A 15,312-nucleotide genomic window follows, 5' to 3' on the forward strand; every position below is an offset into this window, starting at 1 on the left:
GGATGCCGCGCGGCTGGAACGCGCAACCGGTTTCGTTTGGTACAGGCGAGCGCCGTTATGCCGCCGTGCTGGTGGCCGCGCCGACCCGAAGCCCGCCATGCTCGACGATGAAATCGATCACCTCCTGCAGGCCCTTGCCGCGCGACAGGTCGGTGAAGCCAAACGGCCGTTTGCCGCGCATGCGGGCAGCGTCGCGTTCCATGATGTCGAGATTGACGTTCACATAGGGCGCAAGGTCGCTCTTGTTGATGACCAGGAAATCGGACCGGGTGATCGCCGGTCCGCCCTTGCGCGGAATCTCCTCGCCCTGGCAAACCGAGATGACATAGAGCGTCAGGTCGGCAAGGTCCGGCGAGAAGGTGGCGGCGAGGTTGTCGCCGCCCGATTCGATGAAGACGATGTCGAGATCCGGGAATTTTTTGGTCATCTCGGCGATCGCCTGCAGATTGATCGAGGCGTCCTCGCGAATGGCGGTGTGCGGGCAGCCGCCGGTCTCGACGCCGATGATGCGATCCTCGGGCAGCGCCTGAAGCCGGGCCAGCATCATGGCATCTTCCTTGGTGTAGATGTCGTTGGTGACGACGGCGATCGAGAACTCGTCACGCAGCGCCTTGCAGAGCTTTTCGGTGAGCGTCGTCTTGCCGGAGCCGACCGGGCCGCCGATGCCGATGCGAAGAGGACCGTTGGCTTGTGTCATCTAGGGAACTCCGTGATGGCAAGAATGGCGAAGCCGAGCCCGATCAACAGACAGAGCGGCGAATAGTAGCTGACATCAAGCCGCGCGAAAGGCTGTTCGGGCGCCAGCCGGCGCCACCACGGCGTGAAGCCGGCAATGCCGCGCGCCAGGAAGACCAGCGCGATGAGCAGCGCCGTGGCGGCCAGCCCGGCCTTGGGAAAGGGCGTGGCGAACACGCCTTCGAGCGCCATCGGCCACAGCGTCGCCAGGCCGAGGCAGGCGGCAACGGCGAAGCTGGCGAAGGGTGCCGGCATCTCGTCGACGCCGCGAAAGCCGATGACCGCGCGAGCGCAGGAGGCGGCGTCCCTGCCCGGCCAGATGCCGCCAATGCCCCAATAGACATGCAGTGCTGTGATCAACAGCAGGACCAGCGAGAGCGCGAAAGCGAGGACGATCATGAGCGGAACAGCCGCGAATACTGGGCTTCGTGCTTCATCGCCGTGACGTCGGAGATGAAAGCGCAGCCGCCGAGATCATCGAGGGTCGAGCCGGCAGCGCGGTCGGCCGTGGCCAGGGCAAGCGGTTCGAAGGCGGCCAGTAGCGTCATCGCGGCACTCTGGCCAACGATGCCGAGCCGGATCGCGGCCTGGACGAGATTGGAGAAGAAGGCCTGCAGAAAGGCCGCCAGGGCGTCCCGCAGCGCAATGCCGTGATCGCCGGCAACGGCGCCGACGGCAACGCAATAGGCACATTCGGCCGGCAGGCGATCCAGCACCTGGCACGGCCAGGCGAAGGCCGCCTTCAGGAAAGCAGCGCCCTGCAGCATGGTCTCGGCATGGCGCTCGCGCGAGCCTGCCAGAGCTTCGGCAAGGGCGACGATTTCATCGAGATCGCCGGTTTCGCGCCCCCTGCGCCAGCTTTCGGCAAACAGCACCGCATCATTCCAGCCCGAACCCATCTCGACCAGCGTTTCCAGCCACGCGGCGAGCTCTTTGCTGTCGGCAACCAGCCCGGCATGCACGGCTTGCTCGAGACCATGGCTGTAGGAAAAGCCGCCGACCGGGAAGGAAGGCGACAGCCACGCCATCAGCCGCAACAAAGCAATATTGGAAGGCTGGGCAACGTTGGAAGGCTGGTCAGTCATGGTCATGGTCATGCGAATGGCTGTGGGAATGCGATTCGCTATGGGTATGGGAATGCGCTTCGGCGTGGCTGTGCGCATGCGCCTCGGCATGAGCGTGGCCGTGGCCGCCATGCCCGGAATAGGCGCCGCGCACCGGCTTGAACGGCTCGGAGACGTCGCTAACGGTGGCGCCCAATCCCTCCAGCATCGCCTTGATGACATGGTCGCGCAGAATGAGGATGCGCCCAGCTTCGATGGCGGCTGCGAGATGGCGGTTGCCGATGTGCCAGGCAAGCTCTGCCAGATGGACAGGGTCGCTGGCCCGGACGTCGTAGAGCGCCTCCTCGGCCGCGATGATCTCGATGTGGCGGCCATCCTCCAGCACCAGCCGGTCACTATGGTTCAAGGTCACCGGTTCGGGCAGGTCGACCAGCACCTTGTCGCTACGGGCCGTTTCGATGGCGCGACGGCGCAGATGCCGCTCGTCATGGGCAAGCACCGCACTGTCGTATGGCGTGGTGGTTCCGGCTTCGCCCGCGGCCAGGACGGAGACGGCGCGCGGGAATTTGGTGAAGTCGGTGCGAATATCGAGCTTCATGTAAAAACTGCCTCTCCCAAAAAGCCTAGCCTATCGCGTCCGCCGCCCCAATGGGGCTCAGACGATCGTGTCGAAGAGCCGCAGGATGAACGATATCTGATAGACGAGCGCGCCGGCGACAAAGGCGATGTGAAAGCGGCGGTCGCGCAGCAGGATCGCAATGACGCAAAGCGCGACGAAAACCGGCGTGCGGATCAGATATTCGACGCCAAAATGGGCGAAATGCTCCGGCCCTTTCAGCAGCGTATCGATCACGTCGAGCAGATAGGTCGCCGCCAGCAGGCCGAAGAACCAGGCACGGCGCGAATAAAAGAAATCCTCATAGCTGGTGTAGTCCAGCATCGAATCCGGAAACAGCAGTGCGCAGAGCAGGAACAGCGTGACGGCGTAGAAGATGATGAACAGGTATTTGCCGAAGGTCCAATTCTCGATCTGGAACAGGCCGAACTCCCACCACCAGAAATGCACCAGCATTAAAAGCACCGACGCAACCCAGGCGAGGTGCACGGGATAGAGCCGGTATTGGCCGGGATGCTGGACGATGCGGGCGACCCCCGACAGCAGGCGGGTGACGCCGAGGCCGATCACCATGCCCAGGACGATGCGGATATGCGGGAAAATGTCGTGGGCGTAGGGGAGTTGCGGGTCCATAAGCCTGGCGCGGCATGTTCTACATCGGTCGTTCTAACGCCTATGGTTCAGAACAGGAAGTAGCGTTGCGCCATCGGCAGCACGGAAGCCGGCTCGCAGGTCAGGAGTTCGCCGTCGGCGCGGACCTCATAGGTTTCGGGGTCGACCTCGACATGCGGCGTGGCGTCATTGAGCACCATCGAATGCTTGCCGATGCCGCCGCGGGTGTTTTCGACCGCGACCATCTGCTTGTCGACGCCGAGCCTGCCGCGCAGGCCTGCGTCGAGCGCGGCCTTCGAAACGAAGGTCACCGACGAATTGGTCATCGCCTTGCCGTAGGCCCCGAACATCGGCCGGTAATGCATCGGCTGCGGCGTCGGGATCGAGGCGTTGGGATCGCCCATCGGGGCGGCGGCGATCATGCCGCCGATCAGCACCATGTCCGGCTTGACGCCGAAAAAGGCCGGATTCCACAGCACGAGGTCGGCGCGTTTTCCCACCGCCACCGAGCCGATGTCCTTCGACAGGCCATGCGCGATGGCCGGATTGATGGTGTATTTGGCGATGTAGCGGCGGACGCGGAAATTGTCGTTGTCGCCGGTCTCCTGCGGCAGCGAACCGCGCTGGCGCTTCATCTTGTCGGCGGTCTGCCAGCAGCGGATCGCCACTTCGCCGACACGGCCCATGGCCTGGCTGTCCGACGAGATGATCGAGAAGGCGCCGATGTCGTGCAGAATGTCTTCGGCGGCGATGGTTTCCTTGCGGATGCGGCTTTCGGCAAAGGCGATATCTTCGGGGATCGACGGCGACAGATGGTGACAGACCATCAGCATGTCGAGGTGTTCGGCCAGCGTGTTGATCGTGTAGGGGCGTGTCGGGTTGGTCGAGGACGGAATGACGTTAGGCAGGCCGCAGACCTTGATGATATCAGGCGCGTGGCCGCCGCCGGCGCCTTCGGTGTGGAAGGCATGGATGGTGCGGCCCTTGATCGCCGCGACCGTGTTTTCGACGAAGCCGGACTCGTTCAGCGTGTCGGTGTGGATCATCACCTGCACGTCGTAATCGTCGGCGACCGACAGGCAGCAGTCGATTGCAGCCGGCGTCGTGCCCCAGTCCTCGTGCAGCTTCAGCGAGCAGGCGCCGGCGAGCACCATCTCCTCGAGCGCGGCAGGCAGCGACGCGTTGCCCTTGCCCGACAGGCCGATATTCATCGGGAAGGCGTCGAAAGACTGGATCATGCGCGCCAGATGCCACGGCCCAGGCGTGCAGGTGGTGGCCAGCGTGCCGTGCGCCGGGCCGGTGCCGCCGCCGAGCATGGTGGTGATGCCCGACATCAGCGCTTCCTCGATCTGCTGCGGGCAGATGAAATGGATATGCGCGTCGAAGCCGCCGGCGGTCAGGATCTTCCCCTCGCCGGCGATGATCTCGGTGCCGGGACCGATGATGATGGTGACGCCGCCTTGGGTATCCGGATTGCCGGCCTTGCCGATCGCGGCGATACGGCCGTCCCTGAGGCCGATATCTGCCTTGACGATACCGGCGGTGGCATCGACGACCAACGCATTGGTGATGACGGTGTCGACCGCGCCTTGCGCGCGCGACACCTGGCTCTGGCCCATGCCGTCGCGGATGACCTTGCCGCCGCCGAACTTCACCTCCTCGCCGTGAAGAGTGAGATCCCTTTCGACCTCGATGAACAGCTCGGTGTCGGCGAGCCGGACCTTGTCGCCGACGGTCGGGCCGTACATCTGCGCGTAGGCGGCGCGGGTGATTTTAGCCATCAGCAATTGCTCCCGAAATACAGCCCGGAAATACCGCTTGTCGAAGCCGGGCCCCACATTGCCGCCATCCTATGGTCACGCAATGACCCGCTGAGCGACACTTTCCGATCCCATTTAGCGTTTGAGGTGGCCGGGCCACCCCAAAACGACCATTTGCCAATCGATGGAAAGGAACATCCATGCGCAAAACGACCCTTCTGGCAGCCGCCGCCACGCTGGTGCTCGCAACCGCCGCCAGCGCCCAGCAACAGCCTGCGCAGCAGCCCAGTCCGGCGCCGGCTGCGCCTGCTCCTGCCGCGCCCGGGGCGCAGCCGCAGGCGCCCACCATCCAGGCGATCAACGTCGTCGATATCAAGGATCTGCCCGCGGACACTCAAGCCAAGGTCAACGAGGTGATCGCCAAGCGCAGCGATGCCGACCTGCAGAAACTGCGCGGCTCGATCGACGCGACACCGCAGGTCAAATCCGCGCTCGAAGCCAAGGGGCTCACCTCGGCGCAGGTGATCGCCGCCAGCATGAGCACCAATGGCGCGCTGACGCTGATCACCAAGAAAGCGAGCTGACGAGACGAGGCGGCGGGCCGGCGCCCGGCCAGCCCGCCGCATCGCAAAGGGAACCTTCACGGGGGACGTTACGTTTCGGTCCTGTCGCCCTGACACGAGCCTCGAAAAGGACCCTGAGAACGAGCGATGGCGATCACCACCTTCTCCGACACCAGATGGCTGCATGGGATTGCCGCGACCGCGTTTCTGGCAGCCAGCATTCCGAACGCCGCGCTGAACGCGCAGAGCCTCGACAGCGCCGAGACCGTCAATCGGATCGTCGGCTCGGAGGTCGGCCAGGAAGAGACCCAGACAAATGCGGAAGCCGGCAAGGTCAGTTCGGCGATCGACCGCACGCGTGAAAATATCGCCGCCGTGCGCAAGACATCCAAGCTCGACAAGGTCGATATCGTGTTTCTTACCGATGCCGCGCGCACCGAAGGCGGCCCGCCGCCGGCGATCGAAAACAAGGTCAGGCAACATCGGGACGACATCGCCGAGCTGCGCAAGGAGATCGAGGCGAACGCATTGCTGTTCAACGCCATCGATTCGCGGCGAGTGCAAACCGAGGACGTTCTGGCGGTGGAATTCGACGATCCGGGAAAGGTCGTCATCTATGCGGCGGCCAAGCCGCCCGGCTGAGCCGAAACTGCTCGACGCCTTCGATCTCACAGCGCGCCCATGATCTTCTGCTGAAATCCGTAGACCTCGCGCTTGCCGCCGAACGGCACCAGGGTAACGTCGCGCTCTTGGCCGGGCTCGAAGCGCATGGCGGTGCCGGCAGCGATGTCGAGGCGCATGCCGCGGGACTTGTCGCGATCGAATCTCAGTCCCTCATTGGTCTCGAAGAAATGATAATGGCTGCCTACCTGGATCGGCCGGTCGCCGCTGTTGGCTACCTTCAAGGTGACCGTCGCCAGACCCTTGTTCAGTTCGATCTCGCCGCTTGCCGTGATGATTTCGCCGGGGATCATCGCGGCCTCACACGACGCCGAAAGCGAGGCCGGCGCCAATCGCGGCACAAGCGGCGCCAGCGGCGCGGGCAAGCCCGCGGAAGCGCCAGCCGAGGCCGAGACCGGCCGCGATGCCGACGGCGTGGAGCAGTGCCGTGGCAACGGCAAAGCCCGCCATATAGCCGAGTCCGCCGACATTCTCGGGCACCTCGGTGCCATGGGCATAGCCGTGGAACAGCGCGAACAGGCCGATGACGGCGACGCCGGCCGAGACAGGAAGATCGACGGCGAGCGCAACCAGCAGCCCGATTGCCACGACGGACGCCAGTATCGCCGGCTCGACGAAAGGCATCGGCACATGCAGCATGCCGAGCACGCCGCCGGCCAGCATGACGCTTACGAAGGCCAGCGGCCATGCCCAGATCGCTTTGTCGCCCTTGAGCGCGGCCCATAGCCCGACGGCAATCATCGCCGTCATGTGATCGAGGCCGGAGAGCGGGTGGGAGAAGCCGGCGGTGAAGGACGAAACCGTGCCGATGCCGACATGGGCATAGGCTGGCATTGCTGCCGCCAGCAGCAGGACCGCCGACAGCGTTGAGCGTTTCATCGTAGCGGGGATCATCGGCGTACCTTCCATCTTCGAGTACCTCTCACGCCGCCTTGCGGGCCGGAGCGCAGCCCTCTGCCTTGAGGACGCGCTTGGTTGAGGCCGGATATTTCTTCAGCAGCGCTGCCGGACGGATCGGGCGGGCCGAGAAGTTGCCGCCGCAATTCGGACAGGCGCCGCCGAGCACGTTTTGTGCGCAGTCGGCGCAAAAGGTGCATTCGAAGGTGCAGATCACCGCATCCGTCGCATCGGGCGGCAGATCCTTGTCGCAGCACTCGCAGTTGGGACGCAGCTCAAGCATTTTCCTCTCCTTGGCGGTGTTATCTGATCGGCTCGTGCACGGTCACCAGCTTGGTGCCGTCTGGAAACGTCGCCTCGACCTGCACATCGTGGATCATTTCTGCAATGCCTTCCATCACCTGGGCCCGGGTGACGACATGGGCGCCGGCCTCCATCAGCTCGGCGACCGCGCGGCCGTCGCGGGCACCCTCGACGACGAAATCGGTGATCAGCGCGATCGCTTCCGGATGATTGAGCTTGACGCCGCGTTCGAGCCGCTTGCGGGCCACGATCGCCGCCATGGCGATCAGCAGCTTGTCTTTCTCCCTCGGCGTCAGATTCATGCTTTTTCCTGCGGTGGCGCAATCGAAATCAGAGTGACCATAATTTGGGCAGGCCCGCCCGTCCGTTGAGCAATTCGACAAGCGGCACCAGCCGCTTGCGGAGCTGGTACCCGTCCTCGGCGAACAGCCTCGCAAGAAGCTTGCCAGATTTCCGCACGCTCCAGAAACTGACGCCGCCCTGGCCGCCGACTATGCCCCGGGCCGGCTCGAGCAAAGCCTCTGCCCGTGGCGACACCATCAGCAGCGTCGCCACGGCGACGGCACCGCCGGCCGCTGCGGGACGGTTCAAGGTGGCCGCAATGTCCGGCCCGATGCGGAACTCCTCTGCATGGACCAGCGCCCCGTCCTGGCGGACGCGCCAGCGGTCGTGGAAATGGCCTTGCGAAGCCCGTTCACCCATGGCCAGGCGGCCGAAGACGGTAGCCTCCAGGATCAGCGCCTCGGCTCCGGTGGCAAGCTCCACGTCAAGGCTGCGGGCAAAGGCCGAGCGGTCGAAGACGATGGTTTCCTGTGGCAGCCAGGCAATGTGGCCGTCTTCCCCGACAGTCAGCTGCACCCGCACTTCGGCGCGGTCGGATGCGGCGCGATAGATTTTCTCGCAGGCCTGCGTTGTTATGATTGCGGAGGCGCCGGCACCGACATCGACCTCCCAGGCGAGACGGTCGCCACCGGTCAGCCCACCGGCGGTGTTGATCAGGACGGCTTCGAGCGGATCGGCCGAGACCGCCGGCATGCGGATCTTGGCCGAACCGTCCTGGTACAGACGCCGAAGACGCGTGCGGCCTCCGTTCCAGTCGCAGCCAAGCCGCGCGACGCCGGCAACACGCTGGGCCGGCGGCACTGAAGTCAAGCTATATGCGATCGTATCCACGACACCAACGTTAAGCACTGCGGCGGCTTTGTCGATATATAGCTTGTTGCTTGACAGCGTTTCGGTTTCTATAGAGGGAGCCACCTTGGTACGGTCACCGGCGCCTGGCGGGGGTAAAAGGCGACGATGACGACGTAATCGAGGACAAAAGGGGCGCTGATCAGTTGGCGTCGGGAAACGACAGAGTTGGGGAAGAAACCGAATGGCTGACCAGCTGGCAAACGATATCATCGCCAAGATCAAGGCTCATGCCGAGCCGGGCGGCGAGGAAATCACCACCAGTACCGAACTGACCGCCCTTGGCATCCATTCGCTGGAACTGACGGAGATCATCTTCGATCTCGAGGAAGAGTATGGCATCGAAATCGAGATGAACACTGTCGATGCCTGGAGCAATCTGAAGAATGTCGGCGACATGGTCGAGGCGGTTCGCGCGCTGATCGCGAAAAAAGCCTGACTGAATGCACAAGCGCGTCGTCATCACGGGCATCGGCGGATTATGCGGGCTCGGCACCAATGCACCGGCAATCTGGAATGAAATGCGCGCCGGCCGTTCGGCAATCGGCGCGATCGACAATCCGCTGCTGCATGATCTGAAGGTCAAGGTCGGCTGCGAAATCAAGGCGCTTCCCGAGCACGGCATCGACCGCAAGCAGGTCGTGTCGATGGACCGCTTCAGCCTTCTGGCGACGATCGCCGCGCGGGAGGCGGCACAGCAGGCGGGATTGAACCCGCACGCGGCCAACACCTACCGGATGGGCACCATCGTCGGCGTCGGCGTCTGCGGCTGGGAGGCAATCGAAGAGAACTATCGCGCCATCCTGCTCGAAGGCAAGAACCGCGCCGGCATCTTCACCGTCCCGAAAGTAATGCCGGGCGCTGCAGCCGGCCATGTCAGCATGAATCTTGGTCTGCGCGGGCCGGTGTTCGGCATCACCTCTGCCTGCTCGTCATCCAACCACGCCATTGCCTCGGCGGTCGATCAGATCAGGCTCGGCCGGGCCGACGTCATGGTCGCCGGCGGCACCGATGCGCCGCTGGTCTGGGGCATCCTCAAGGGCTGGGAGGCCCTGCGGGTACTGTCGCCGGACACCTGCCGGCCGTTTTCGGCCGACCGCCAGGGGCTCGTGCTCGGCGAAGGCGCCGGCATGGTGGTGCTGGAAACATATGAGCATGCCATGGCGCGCGGCGCCGCCATCCTTGCCGAAATCGCCGGCGTCGGCCTTTCCGCCGACGCCTCCGATATCGTCGCGCCAACCATCGAAGGGCCTGAGGCGGCGATGCGCTTCTGCCTCGTCGATGCCGGGCTCAATCCCGAGGACGTCGACTATCTCAACGCGCATGGCACCGGCACCAAGGCCAACGATCAGATCGAGACGGCGGCGATCAAACGCGTGTTCGGCGGCCATGCCTACAAGCTTTCGGTGTCCTCGACCAAATCGATGCACGCCCACTGCCTCGGCGCCTCCGGCGCGCTGGAAATGATCGCCTGCGTGATGGCGATCCGCGAAGGCATCGTGCCGCCGACCGCCAATTATCGGGAAGCCGACGCCGACTGCGATCTCGACATCACGCCGAACGTGGCGCGCGAACGCACCGTGCGCACCGCGATCAGCAACAGCTTCGCCTTCGGCGGCACCAATGCGGTGCTGGCGGTCAAGGCCGTGTGACCGCACCCCTTGCGGGTCCTTCACCGGGGCCGGCGAAACTTTCCATGCGCATATTGATCGCGCCAGGCGTCGCGCCTAATTCTCTGCGACCTGCCATGACCGTGCCGCTCGGCGCGGTCCCCTACCAGGAGTTTCGATGACCGATCTGTCCGCGTTTCCGATTGCCAGGCGCTGGCCGGCGAGCCACCCCGACCGCATCCAGCTTTATTCGTTTCCGACGCCGAACGGGGTGAAGATATCGATCGCGCTGGAGGAACTTGGCCTGCCTTACGAGCCGCATGCCGTCGATCTCGGCAAGAACGAGAGCTGGACCCCGGAATTCCTGTCTTTGAACCCGAACGGCAAGATACCGGCGATGATCGATCCGGACGGCCCGAGCGGCAAGCCGATCGGCTTGTTCGAATCCGGCGCCATCCTGCTTTACCTCAGCGACAAGACCGGCAAGCTGGTGCCGGCAGACGCGACGCTGCGTTATGAGACGATCCAGTGGGTGTTCTTCCAGATGGCTTCGATCGGGCCGATGTTCGGCCAAGTCGGATTCTTCCACAAATTCGCTGGGCGCGAAATCGCCGACAAGCGCCCGCTGGAACGTTATCGCGACGAGTCGCGACGGCTGATCGGCGTCCTCGAAACGAGGCTCAAGGGCCGCAGCTGGATCATGGGCGACGATTACACCATCGCCGATATTTCGATGCTTGGGTGGGTGCGCAATCTGATCGGCTTCTACGAGGCGCGGGAACTCGTCGGTTTCGACGATTTCCCCAGCGTGGGCGCATGGCTGGAGCGTGGCCTCGCCCGGCCGGCGGTGCAGAGGGGCCTCACCATTCCGGCCAGAAGCTGATCTTACATCGATTCCGCTCGGCTATTTTGCCTTGGTCCGGGGTTTTGAGCCGCCCTTGCCGACTACGGAAGCAGCAAGCGACGCCGCACCTTTGGCGGTGGCAAGCACGGCACCGGCGGCGACATTGGCCGTTGCTTTAACAGTGCGCATTGCGCTGCCTGCGATCGATCCTCTGCTGCTTGCCGATCTTTTGGGCTTGGGTGCAGCGGCTTTGGTCGCGGCAGGCATCACCTTTTTCGGCGCCGCCTTGCCAAAGCTGGGCTTTGCCGCATCCTTGGAGCGGGCCGCCGCTGCCGGGCCGGCGCTGGTTTTCACTCGAGTGGCTTTTGATCGTGTTGCCCTGCCCTTGGCGGGCGCAGGCTTTCTTGCCATGGTTTCCATCGAACGGTTCCCTCATGGGCACAATTGCCGTATCCGGGATAACGGCCTGAAACTGTCAAGGTTCCGGCCGGGCGGTTCCTTGCAAGTCAGGCCAGGTCGCCGACCACCAGGTCGGCGGCCCGCCGACGGGCAAGCACGCGGTCGATGTTCGGCATATCGTTAGAGGCGATCCAGGCGCGCGCATCCTCGTCGGAGCGGCCGTGCTCGTGCCATCGCGCCAGCAGTCGGCGCTCGAGCTCGGCGCGCGGCACATCGACGAAGATCGAGAAGTCGAACAGCGGCGCCAGCCGCGTCCAGGGTTCCTCGTCGAGCAGCAGATAATTGCCTTCGACCAGAATGAATTTGGTGTCGGCGGCGACAATCGCAGCGGCGGCGCGCGACAGCTCCATGCTGCGGTCGAAGACCGGGATGGCGATATCCGGCTCGCCGGCGCGGATGCGCTTCAGCAGCGCTTCGAAGCCGGCAAAATCAAAGGTTTCCGGAGCACCTTTTCGCGCGCGAAGGCCGCGTCGATCGAGAACGACGTCATCGTAATGGAAGCCATCCATCGGCACGACTTCCGCCGTGCCTTCCGGCAGCAGGTCGTGCAAGCCTGTCGACAATGTCGACTTGCCGGCGCCGGGCGGACCGGCAATGGCAACGATGAAGCGCGGCGCCTTGCCGGCGCGCTTGAAAATGGCAGCAGCGATATGGGCGATTTCTGACATTGGCCCCCTTACGGTGGTTCTGGCGCATTTTGGCGGCAGTTTTCGAAAATTTCAAACGCCGGATTGTGCCAAGCCTTCAATCGGGCCTGGATTGACCGATCCGCAGGAAATCGCTGTCGAAGGCGATGTCGCGCACGGCACCGTCAGCCGCCAGGATGCGCATGCGGCCCGGCGAGGTCGTGACGTCGTGCGGCGGCTCGCCGGATGGCCATGGCAGTGCGCCGATGACATGGCGGAACGAAAAGCGGCGCCCTTCGGAAAGGGCAAAGGCGGTCGCCACGCCTTCGCGCTTCAGCCAATTGTCGCCGAGCGATGCGGCGTGGCCGACGGCCGTGCGGCCGTCCTCGATGCCGAGCACGCCGCGGTGGCGGCCACTCCATGGCGCATAATCGCGCCCGCCATTGCTGACCCACAGCATGGTGACCGGCAGTTCGGCCGGGTTCTTCAGCACCAGCACGAGATCGGCTTCCGCCTGACGCGCCAGCGCGGTCCAGCCCGGCCCGCCATGATCGGCCTCGACCAGCGTCACGAAGTCCTCACGCAGCTGGTCCATGCGATAGGTGGTCAGGTCGATCGTGCCGCCGTCGGCGGCGGGAAAGCGCGTCAGGTCGGCGGTTCGCGCCGGGTAGGCGAGCAACGAGCGCCCGCGGGCGGGATTGGGCTCCGGCGCCTCGTTGGGCGTCGCGGCAAAGCGCTTCGGCGAGAAGGCCAGCCTGCCGCCGGCCGTCATCACCGTCATCGGATGGTGGGCGACGGGAATGGCGCCGGCGCCGCCGGAAAAGACGTGCTCCTGATAGAGAAAGGGATGATCGTCGCGCAAGGTCAGGATCTTGTCGACGGTTGCGCCCATGACCGGGCGCTGCAGGCGGAAGACGGCGCGCCAGCCATCGGCCGTTGCCGCGCTGTCGACGACGTCCCAGCGACTATTTGCCGGCCAGCCATGCAAAGGTGCCGCTTCGACGTCGCTGATCGAGAACGGCGCGCAGAGGAAATCGCCGGACAGGTGGACCGTCCCTTCAGGCAGGTCTTTCGGCAGCATCTCGCGCGGCTCGCCGACCCAGGGTGCGCGATGCAGCGGCTTCAGCCGGCGGCCATCGATATCGACCGTCATGTCGGCGAGATGGCCGACGGCAAGATCGACCGATACCGAAATGCCCTTCGCCGTGATCGTGACCGTATCCATGTGCACCTACCGATTCTGCCAGCCCGATTCTGGCGGCCCGATTCTGCCGGCGCCAGCAAAGCCCACTCGCCGCCGGCTGCGCAAGCGCGGTGGCCGGCAATTCACATCAGGCGGCGCCACGTCGGCCTGTGGACAGGGCACCGTTCGAGGGCCAGACCGATATTAACCAAATGGACTGTGCCTTTGCGTTAAGATAGCTTCGCGTCGTCTCAGAAACTGCCTGCCTTCGGAACTAACTTGTCCGCCTTCCGGTTCTTTTCGTCCATCCACAAATGCGTCGCTGTGCTGGCGCTGCTGCTGTTTGCTGCCGGCTGCACGACTGTCACGCCGCCCGACAGCGTGCTGGCCGTGCCGGCGCCTCCGCAGAAATATGCCGCCATGGTCATCGATGCCGGCACCGGCAAGACGCTGTTCGAGGTCAATTCGACGGCGCCGCGTTATCCGGCGTCACTGACCAAGATGATGACGCTCTACCTCCTGTTCGAGGCGCTGGACCAGGGCCGCATCAGCAAGGAGACGCAAATCCCGGTGTCGGACAACGCCGCCCGGCAGCCGCCGACCAAGCTGCGGTTCAGGCGCGGCGAGACCATCGACGTCGATTCGGCGATCCGCGCCGTAGTCGTCAAATCGGCCAATGACGTGGCGGTCGCCGTTGCCGAATATCTCGGCGGCAGCGAAGAGGCGTTCGCCGGCATGATGACCGCCAAGGCGCGCCAGATCGGCATGAGCAGCACCGTTTTCCGCAACGCCTCGGGCCTGCCGGACGGCGACCAGCACACCAGCGCGCGCGACATGGCGGTGCTCGGCATGGCGCTGCACGCCCGCTTCCCGCAGCATTTCCACTATTTCTCTGAAAGCGACTTCATGTTCCGCGGCAGGCTGGTGCGCGGCCACAACGACATGCTCGGCCGGGTGCGCGGGGTCGACGGCATCAAGACCGGCTACATCAGGGCTTCGGGCTTCAACATCGTCACCTCCTATAATGCGGACGGGCACAGGCTGATCATCGTGGTGATGGGCGCCGACAGCGCGCGCCAGCGCAACGACCACGTCGAGGCGCTGATCCAGCGCAGCCTGTTGCCGACCTCCGAGGCAAAGACGCGGCTGCTGTATGCCGAGGAGCAGTGACAGTTGAAGTCCGAGTGTTGACCGCGTGCGGGTTCAGGCGACAAAATCAGAGCCGCCGTTTTGCGCGACACTGCTGAGATACTTTGCCGGCGGCTTGCCAAGCGCTTTCTTGAACATGGTGATGAAGGCGGTGACCGATTCGTAACCGAGATCGGCCGAAACCTGCTGCACGCTGGCGCCGGAGGCCAGCTCGCGCATTGCGACGATCAGGTGCAGTTGCTGGCGCCAGCGCCCGAAGGTCAGCCCTGTCTCTTTCACCACGAGACGCGCTAGACTGCTCTCGCTGAGCGCGACGCGACTGGCCCATTCCGCCAGGGTGCTGCGATCGGCAGGATCTTGCGCCAACGCCGCCGCGATGCGCCTCAAGCGCGGCTCGGACGAGATCGGCAAATGCAGCTGCTGGACAGGCATGCGCGGCAGTTCGGTGAGCAGAGCCCTGGTCAGGAGCTCGCCCCTCGCGTCATCGTCCTCAACGCGATCCGCCAGCTCGATGATGAGCTCGCGCAGCAACGGCGTGATCGAAAGCGTGCAGCACCGGTCCGGCAGGTCGGTAGCTCCCGGTTCGATATAGACGAAGAAAATCCGGGCATTGGCGGTCGCGATATTGCTGTGCTCCATGTCGCCGGGAATCCACACCGCGCAATGCGGCGGCACCATCCACAGGCCGCTGGGGACGCGACATGTGACGCCACCGCCCAGCGCGAAGACGAGTTGCCCTTTGCGGTGGTGGTGGTCCGGCACCTCCGCCCTGGTTTCGGTAACGTCGACGCGCACGGCGATTGCCGGGGCGAGGACATCATCCGGATCGAAAGGCCAGGGGTAGCGGAGAGGCTGTCTCATATTGACTGATTTTAGCGATCGACTGCCAAGATATCTAAATTCTCAAACAGGAAAGTCGATAGTTTAGGGATGAGTAACTCAGAAGCCGACAGGCGGGCTTCCATTTAGTCATGCCCTGCTTGCGTTCTGAACGTCGGACCAACAAGCCCGGCGCACGG

At 64.3% G+C, this 15,312-nt stretch carries 22 protein-coding genes; 6 read left to right on the plus strand and 16 right to left on the minus strand.

The window, feature by feature from the left end; all coding sequences use genetic code 11:
• Positions 1 to 55: 55 nt before the first annotated feature.
• The 6 genes from ureG to ureC are packed head-to-tail and all read right to left on the minus strand — an operon-like array spanning position 56 to position 4,808.
• The gene (gene ureG, locus NKI25_RS13115; RefSeq protein ID WP_023677000.1) at positions 56 to 697 is read right to left on the minus strand and encodes an urease accessory protein UreG; all 642 of its coding nucleotides are present in this window, start codon (positions 695 to 697) and stop codon (positions 56 to 58) included.
• Positions 694 to 1,134, minus strand: coding sequence for a DUF3995 domain-containing protein (locus NKI25_RS13120; protein WP_023677001.1), 441 nt, complete (start codon positions 1,132 to 1,134; stop codon positions 694 to 696). The genes ureG and NKI25_RS13120 overlap by 4 nt, the downstream gene beginning before the upstream one ends.
• Positions 1,131 to 1,832: an urease accessory protein UreF gene (locus NKI25_RS13125; protein ID WP_031211833.1), complete on the minus strand. Its 702-nt coding sequence runs from the start codon at positions 1,830 to 1,832 to the stop codon at positions 1,131 to 1,133. The genes NKI25_RS13120 and NKI25_RS13125 overlap by 4 nt, the downstream gene beginning before the upstream one ends.
• The gene (locus NKI25_RS13130; protein WP_023677003.1) at positions 1,813 to 2,397 is read right to left on the minus strand and encodes an urease accessory protein UreE; all 585 of its coding nucleotides are present in this window, start codon (positions 2,395 to 2,397) and stop codon (positions 1,813 to 1,815) included. The genes NKI25_RS13125 and NKI25_RS13130 overlap by 20 nt, the downstream gene beginning before the upstream one ends.
• A 57-nt stretch (positions 2,398 to 2,454) precedes the next feature.
• On the minus strand, positions 2,455 to 3,048 hold the full coding sequence (locus tag NKI25_RS13135) for a hypothetical protein (protein WP_023677004.1): 594 nt from the start codon (positions 3,046 to 3,048) through the stop codon (positions 2,455 to 2,457).
• Between the two features lie 47 nt (positions 3,049 to 3,095).
• Positions 3,096 to 4,808, minus strand: a complete 1,713-nt coding sequence (ureC, locus tag NKI25_RS13140) for an urease subunit alpha (RefSeq protein WP_502896924.1) — start codon at positions 4,806 to 4,808, stop codon at positions 3,096 to 3,098.
• A 179-nt stretch (positions 4,809 to 4,987) separates the two neighbouring features.
• On the opposite strand from ureC, the gene NKI25_RS13145 reads away from it, so the two are divergent.
• Together NKI25_RS13145 and NKI25_RS13150 are read left to right on the plus strand one after the other, a co-directional pair.
• The gene (locus NKI25_RS13145; protein WP_023677006.1) at positions 4,988 to 5,371 is read left to right on the plus strand and encodes a hypothetical protein; all 384 of its coding nucleotides are present in this window, start codon (positions 4,988 to 4,990) and stop codon (positions 5,369 to 5,371) included.
• A 126-nt stretch (positions 5,372 to 5,497) separates the two neighbouring features.
• On the plus strand, positions 5,498 to 5,992 hold the full coding sequence (locus tag NKI25_RS13150; protein ID WP_352998560.1) for a hypothetical protein: 495 nt from the start codon (positions 5,498 to 5,500) through the stop codon (positions 5,990 to 5,992).
• A 26-nt stretch (positions 5,993 to 6,018) separates the two neighbouring features.
• On the opposite strand, the gene NKI25_RS13155 is transcribed toward NKI25_RS13150, so the two are convergent.
• From NKI25_RS13155 to NKI25_RS13175, 5 genes are read right to left on the minus strand one after another with little or no spacing between them, the layout of a single operon-like run.
• A complete protein-coding gene (locus NKI25_RS13155; protein ID WP_352588675.1) occupies positions 6,019 to 6,324 on the minus strand; it encodes an urease subunit beta in 306 nt (101 codons plus the stop codon).
• 7 nt (positions 6,325 to 6,331) lie between these two features.
• Positions 6,332 to 6,925, minus strand: coding sequence for a HupE/UreJ family protein (locus NKI25_RS13160; protein WP_352588678.1), 594 nt, complete (start codon positions 6,923 to 6,925; stop codon positions 6,332 to 6,334).
• A gap of 28 nt (positions 6,926 to 6,953) precedes the next feature.
• Positions 6,954 to 7,211: a DUF1272 domain-containing protein gene (locus NKI25_RS13165; protein WP_352455915.1), complete on the minus strand. Its 258-nt coding sequence runs from the start codon at positions 7,209 to 7,211 to the stop codon at positions 6,954 to 6,956.
• Between the two features lie 19 nt (positions 7,212 to 7,230).
• Complete coding sequence (locus NKI25_RS13170) at positions 7,231 to 7,533, minus strand: urease subunit gamma (RefSeq protein WP_023677011.1); 303 nt, start codon at positions 7,531 to 7,533, stop codon at positions 7,231 to 7,233.
• A 28-nt stretch (positions 7,534 to 7,561) separates the two neighbouring features.
• On the minus strand, positions 7,562 to 8,383 hold the full coding sequence (locus tag NKI25_RS13175) for an urease accessory protein UreD (protein WP_502897369.1): 822 nt from the start codon (positions 8,381 to 8,383) through the stop codon (positions 7,562 to 7,564).
• A 223-nt stretch (positions 8,384 to 8,606) separates the two neighbouring features.
• Here NKI25_RS13175 and NKI25_RS13180 point away from each other — a divergent pair, with 223 nt between their 5' ends.
• The 3 genes from NKI25_RS13180 (at position 8,607) to NKI25_RS13190 (ending at position 10,915) form a co-directional block, all read left to right on the plus strand.
• Positions 8,607 to 8,861, plus strand: a complete 255-nt coding sequence (locus tag NKI25_RS13180) for an acyl carrier protein (protein ID WP_023677013.1) — start codon at positions 8,607 to 8,609, stop codon at positions 8,859 to 8,861.
• Positions 8,862 to 8,865: 4 nt separating this feature from the next.
• Positions 8,866 to 10,074 carry a beta-ketoacyl-[acyl-carrier-protein] synthase family protein gene (locus NKI25_RS13185; RefSeq protein ID WP_352588683.1) on the plus strand — a complete coding sequence of 403 codons (1,209 nt, stop codon included), beginning with the start codon at positions 8,866 to 8,868 and terminating at the stop codon, positions 10,072 to 10,074.
• 136 nt (positions 10,075 to 10,210) lie between these two features.
• The gene (locus tag NKI25_RS13190) at positions 10,211 to 10,915 is read left to right on the plus strand and encodes a glutathione S-transferase family protein (protein ID WP_352588686.1); all 705 of its coding nucleotides are present in this window, start codon (positions 10,211 to 10,213) and stop codon (positions 10,913 to 10,915) included.
• A 21-nt stretch (positions 10,916 to 10,936) separates the two neighbouring features.
• Here the strand turns inward: NKI25_RS13190 and NKI25_RS13195 are convergent, their stop codons facing one another.
• The 4 genes from NKI25_RS13195 to NKI25_RS13210 form a co-directional block, all read right to left on the minus strand.
• On the minus strand, positions 10,937 to 11,065 hold the full coding sequence (locus tag NKI25_RS13195; RefSeq protein WP_302893450.1) for a hypothetical protein: 129 nt from the start codon (positions 11,063 to 11,065) through the stop codon (positions 10,937 to 10,939).
• On the minus strand, positions 11,052 to 11,312 hold the full coding sequence (locus NKI25_RS13200) for a hypothetical protein (RefSeq protein WP_352697276.1): 261 nt from the start codon (positions 11,310 to 11,312) through the stop codon (positions 11,052 to 11,054). The genes NKI25_RS13195 and NKI25_RS13200 overlap by 14 nt, the downstream gene beginning before the upstream one ends.
• Positions 11,313 to 11,382: 70 nt before the next feature.
• Positions 11,383 to 12,003, minus strand: coding sequence for a nucleoside triphosphate hydrolase (locus NKI25_RS13205; RefSeq protein WP_352998561.1), 621 nt, complete (start codon positions 12,001 to 12,003; stop codon positions 11,383 to 11,385).
• 76 nt (positions 12,004 to 12,079) lie between these two features.
• Complete coding sequence (locus NKI25_RS13210; protein ID WP_352998562.1) at positions 12,080 to 13,186, minus strand: hypothetical protein; 1,107 nt, start codon at positions 13,184 to 13,186, stop codon at positions 12,080 to 12,082.
• Positions 13,187 to 13,423: 237 nt separating this feature from the next.
• Between NKI25_RS13210 and NKI25_RS13215 the strand changes: the two genes are divergently transcribed.
• Positions 13,424 to 14,314 (plus strand): D-alanyl-D-alanine carboxypeptidase family protein, encoded by an 891-nt coding sequence (locus tag NKI25_RS13215; RefSeq protein WP_352517157.1) that lies wholly within the window; start codon positions 13,424 to 13,426, stop codon positions 14,312 to 14,314.
• A gap of 33 nt (positions 14,315 to 14,347) precedes the next feature.
• Here NKI25_RS13215 and NKI25_RS13220 read toward each other — a convergent pair whose 3' ends face one another.
• Positions 14,348 to 15,154: an AraC family transcriptional regulator gene (locus tag NKI25_RS13220; RefSeq protein WP_352998563.1), complete on the minus strand. Its 807-nt coding sequence runs from the start codon at positions 15,152 to 15,154 to the stop codon at positions 14,348 to 14,350.
• Between the last annotated feature and the right edge of the window lie 158 nt (positions 15,155 to 15,312).

Source organism: Mesorhizobium sp. M0808 (assembly GCF_040320025.1).
Taxonomy (GTDB): domain Bacteria; phylum Pseudomonadota; class Alphaproteobacteria; order Rhizobiales; family Rhizobiaceae; genus Mesorhizobium.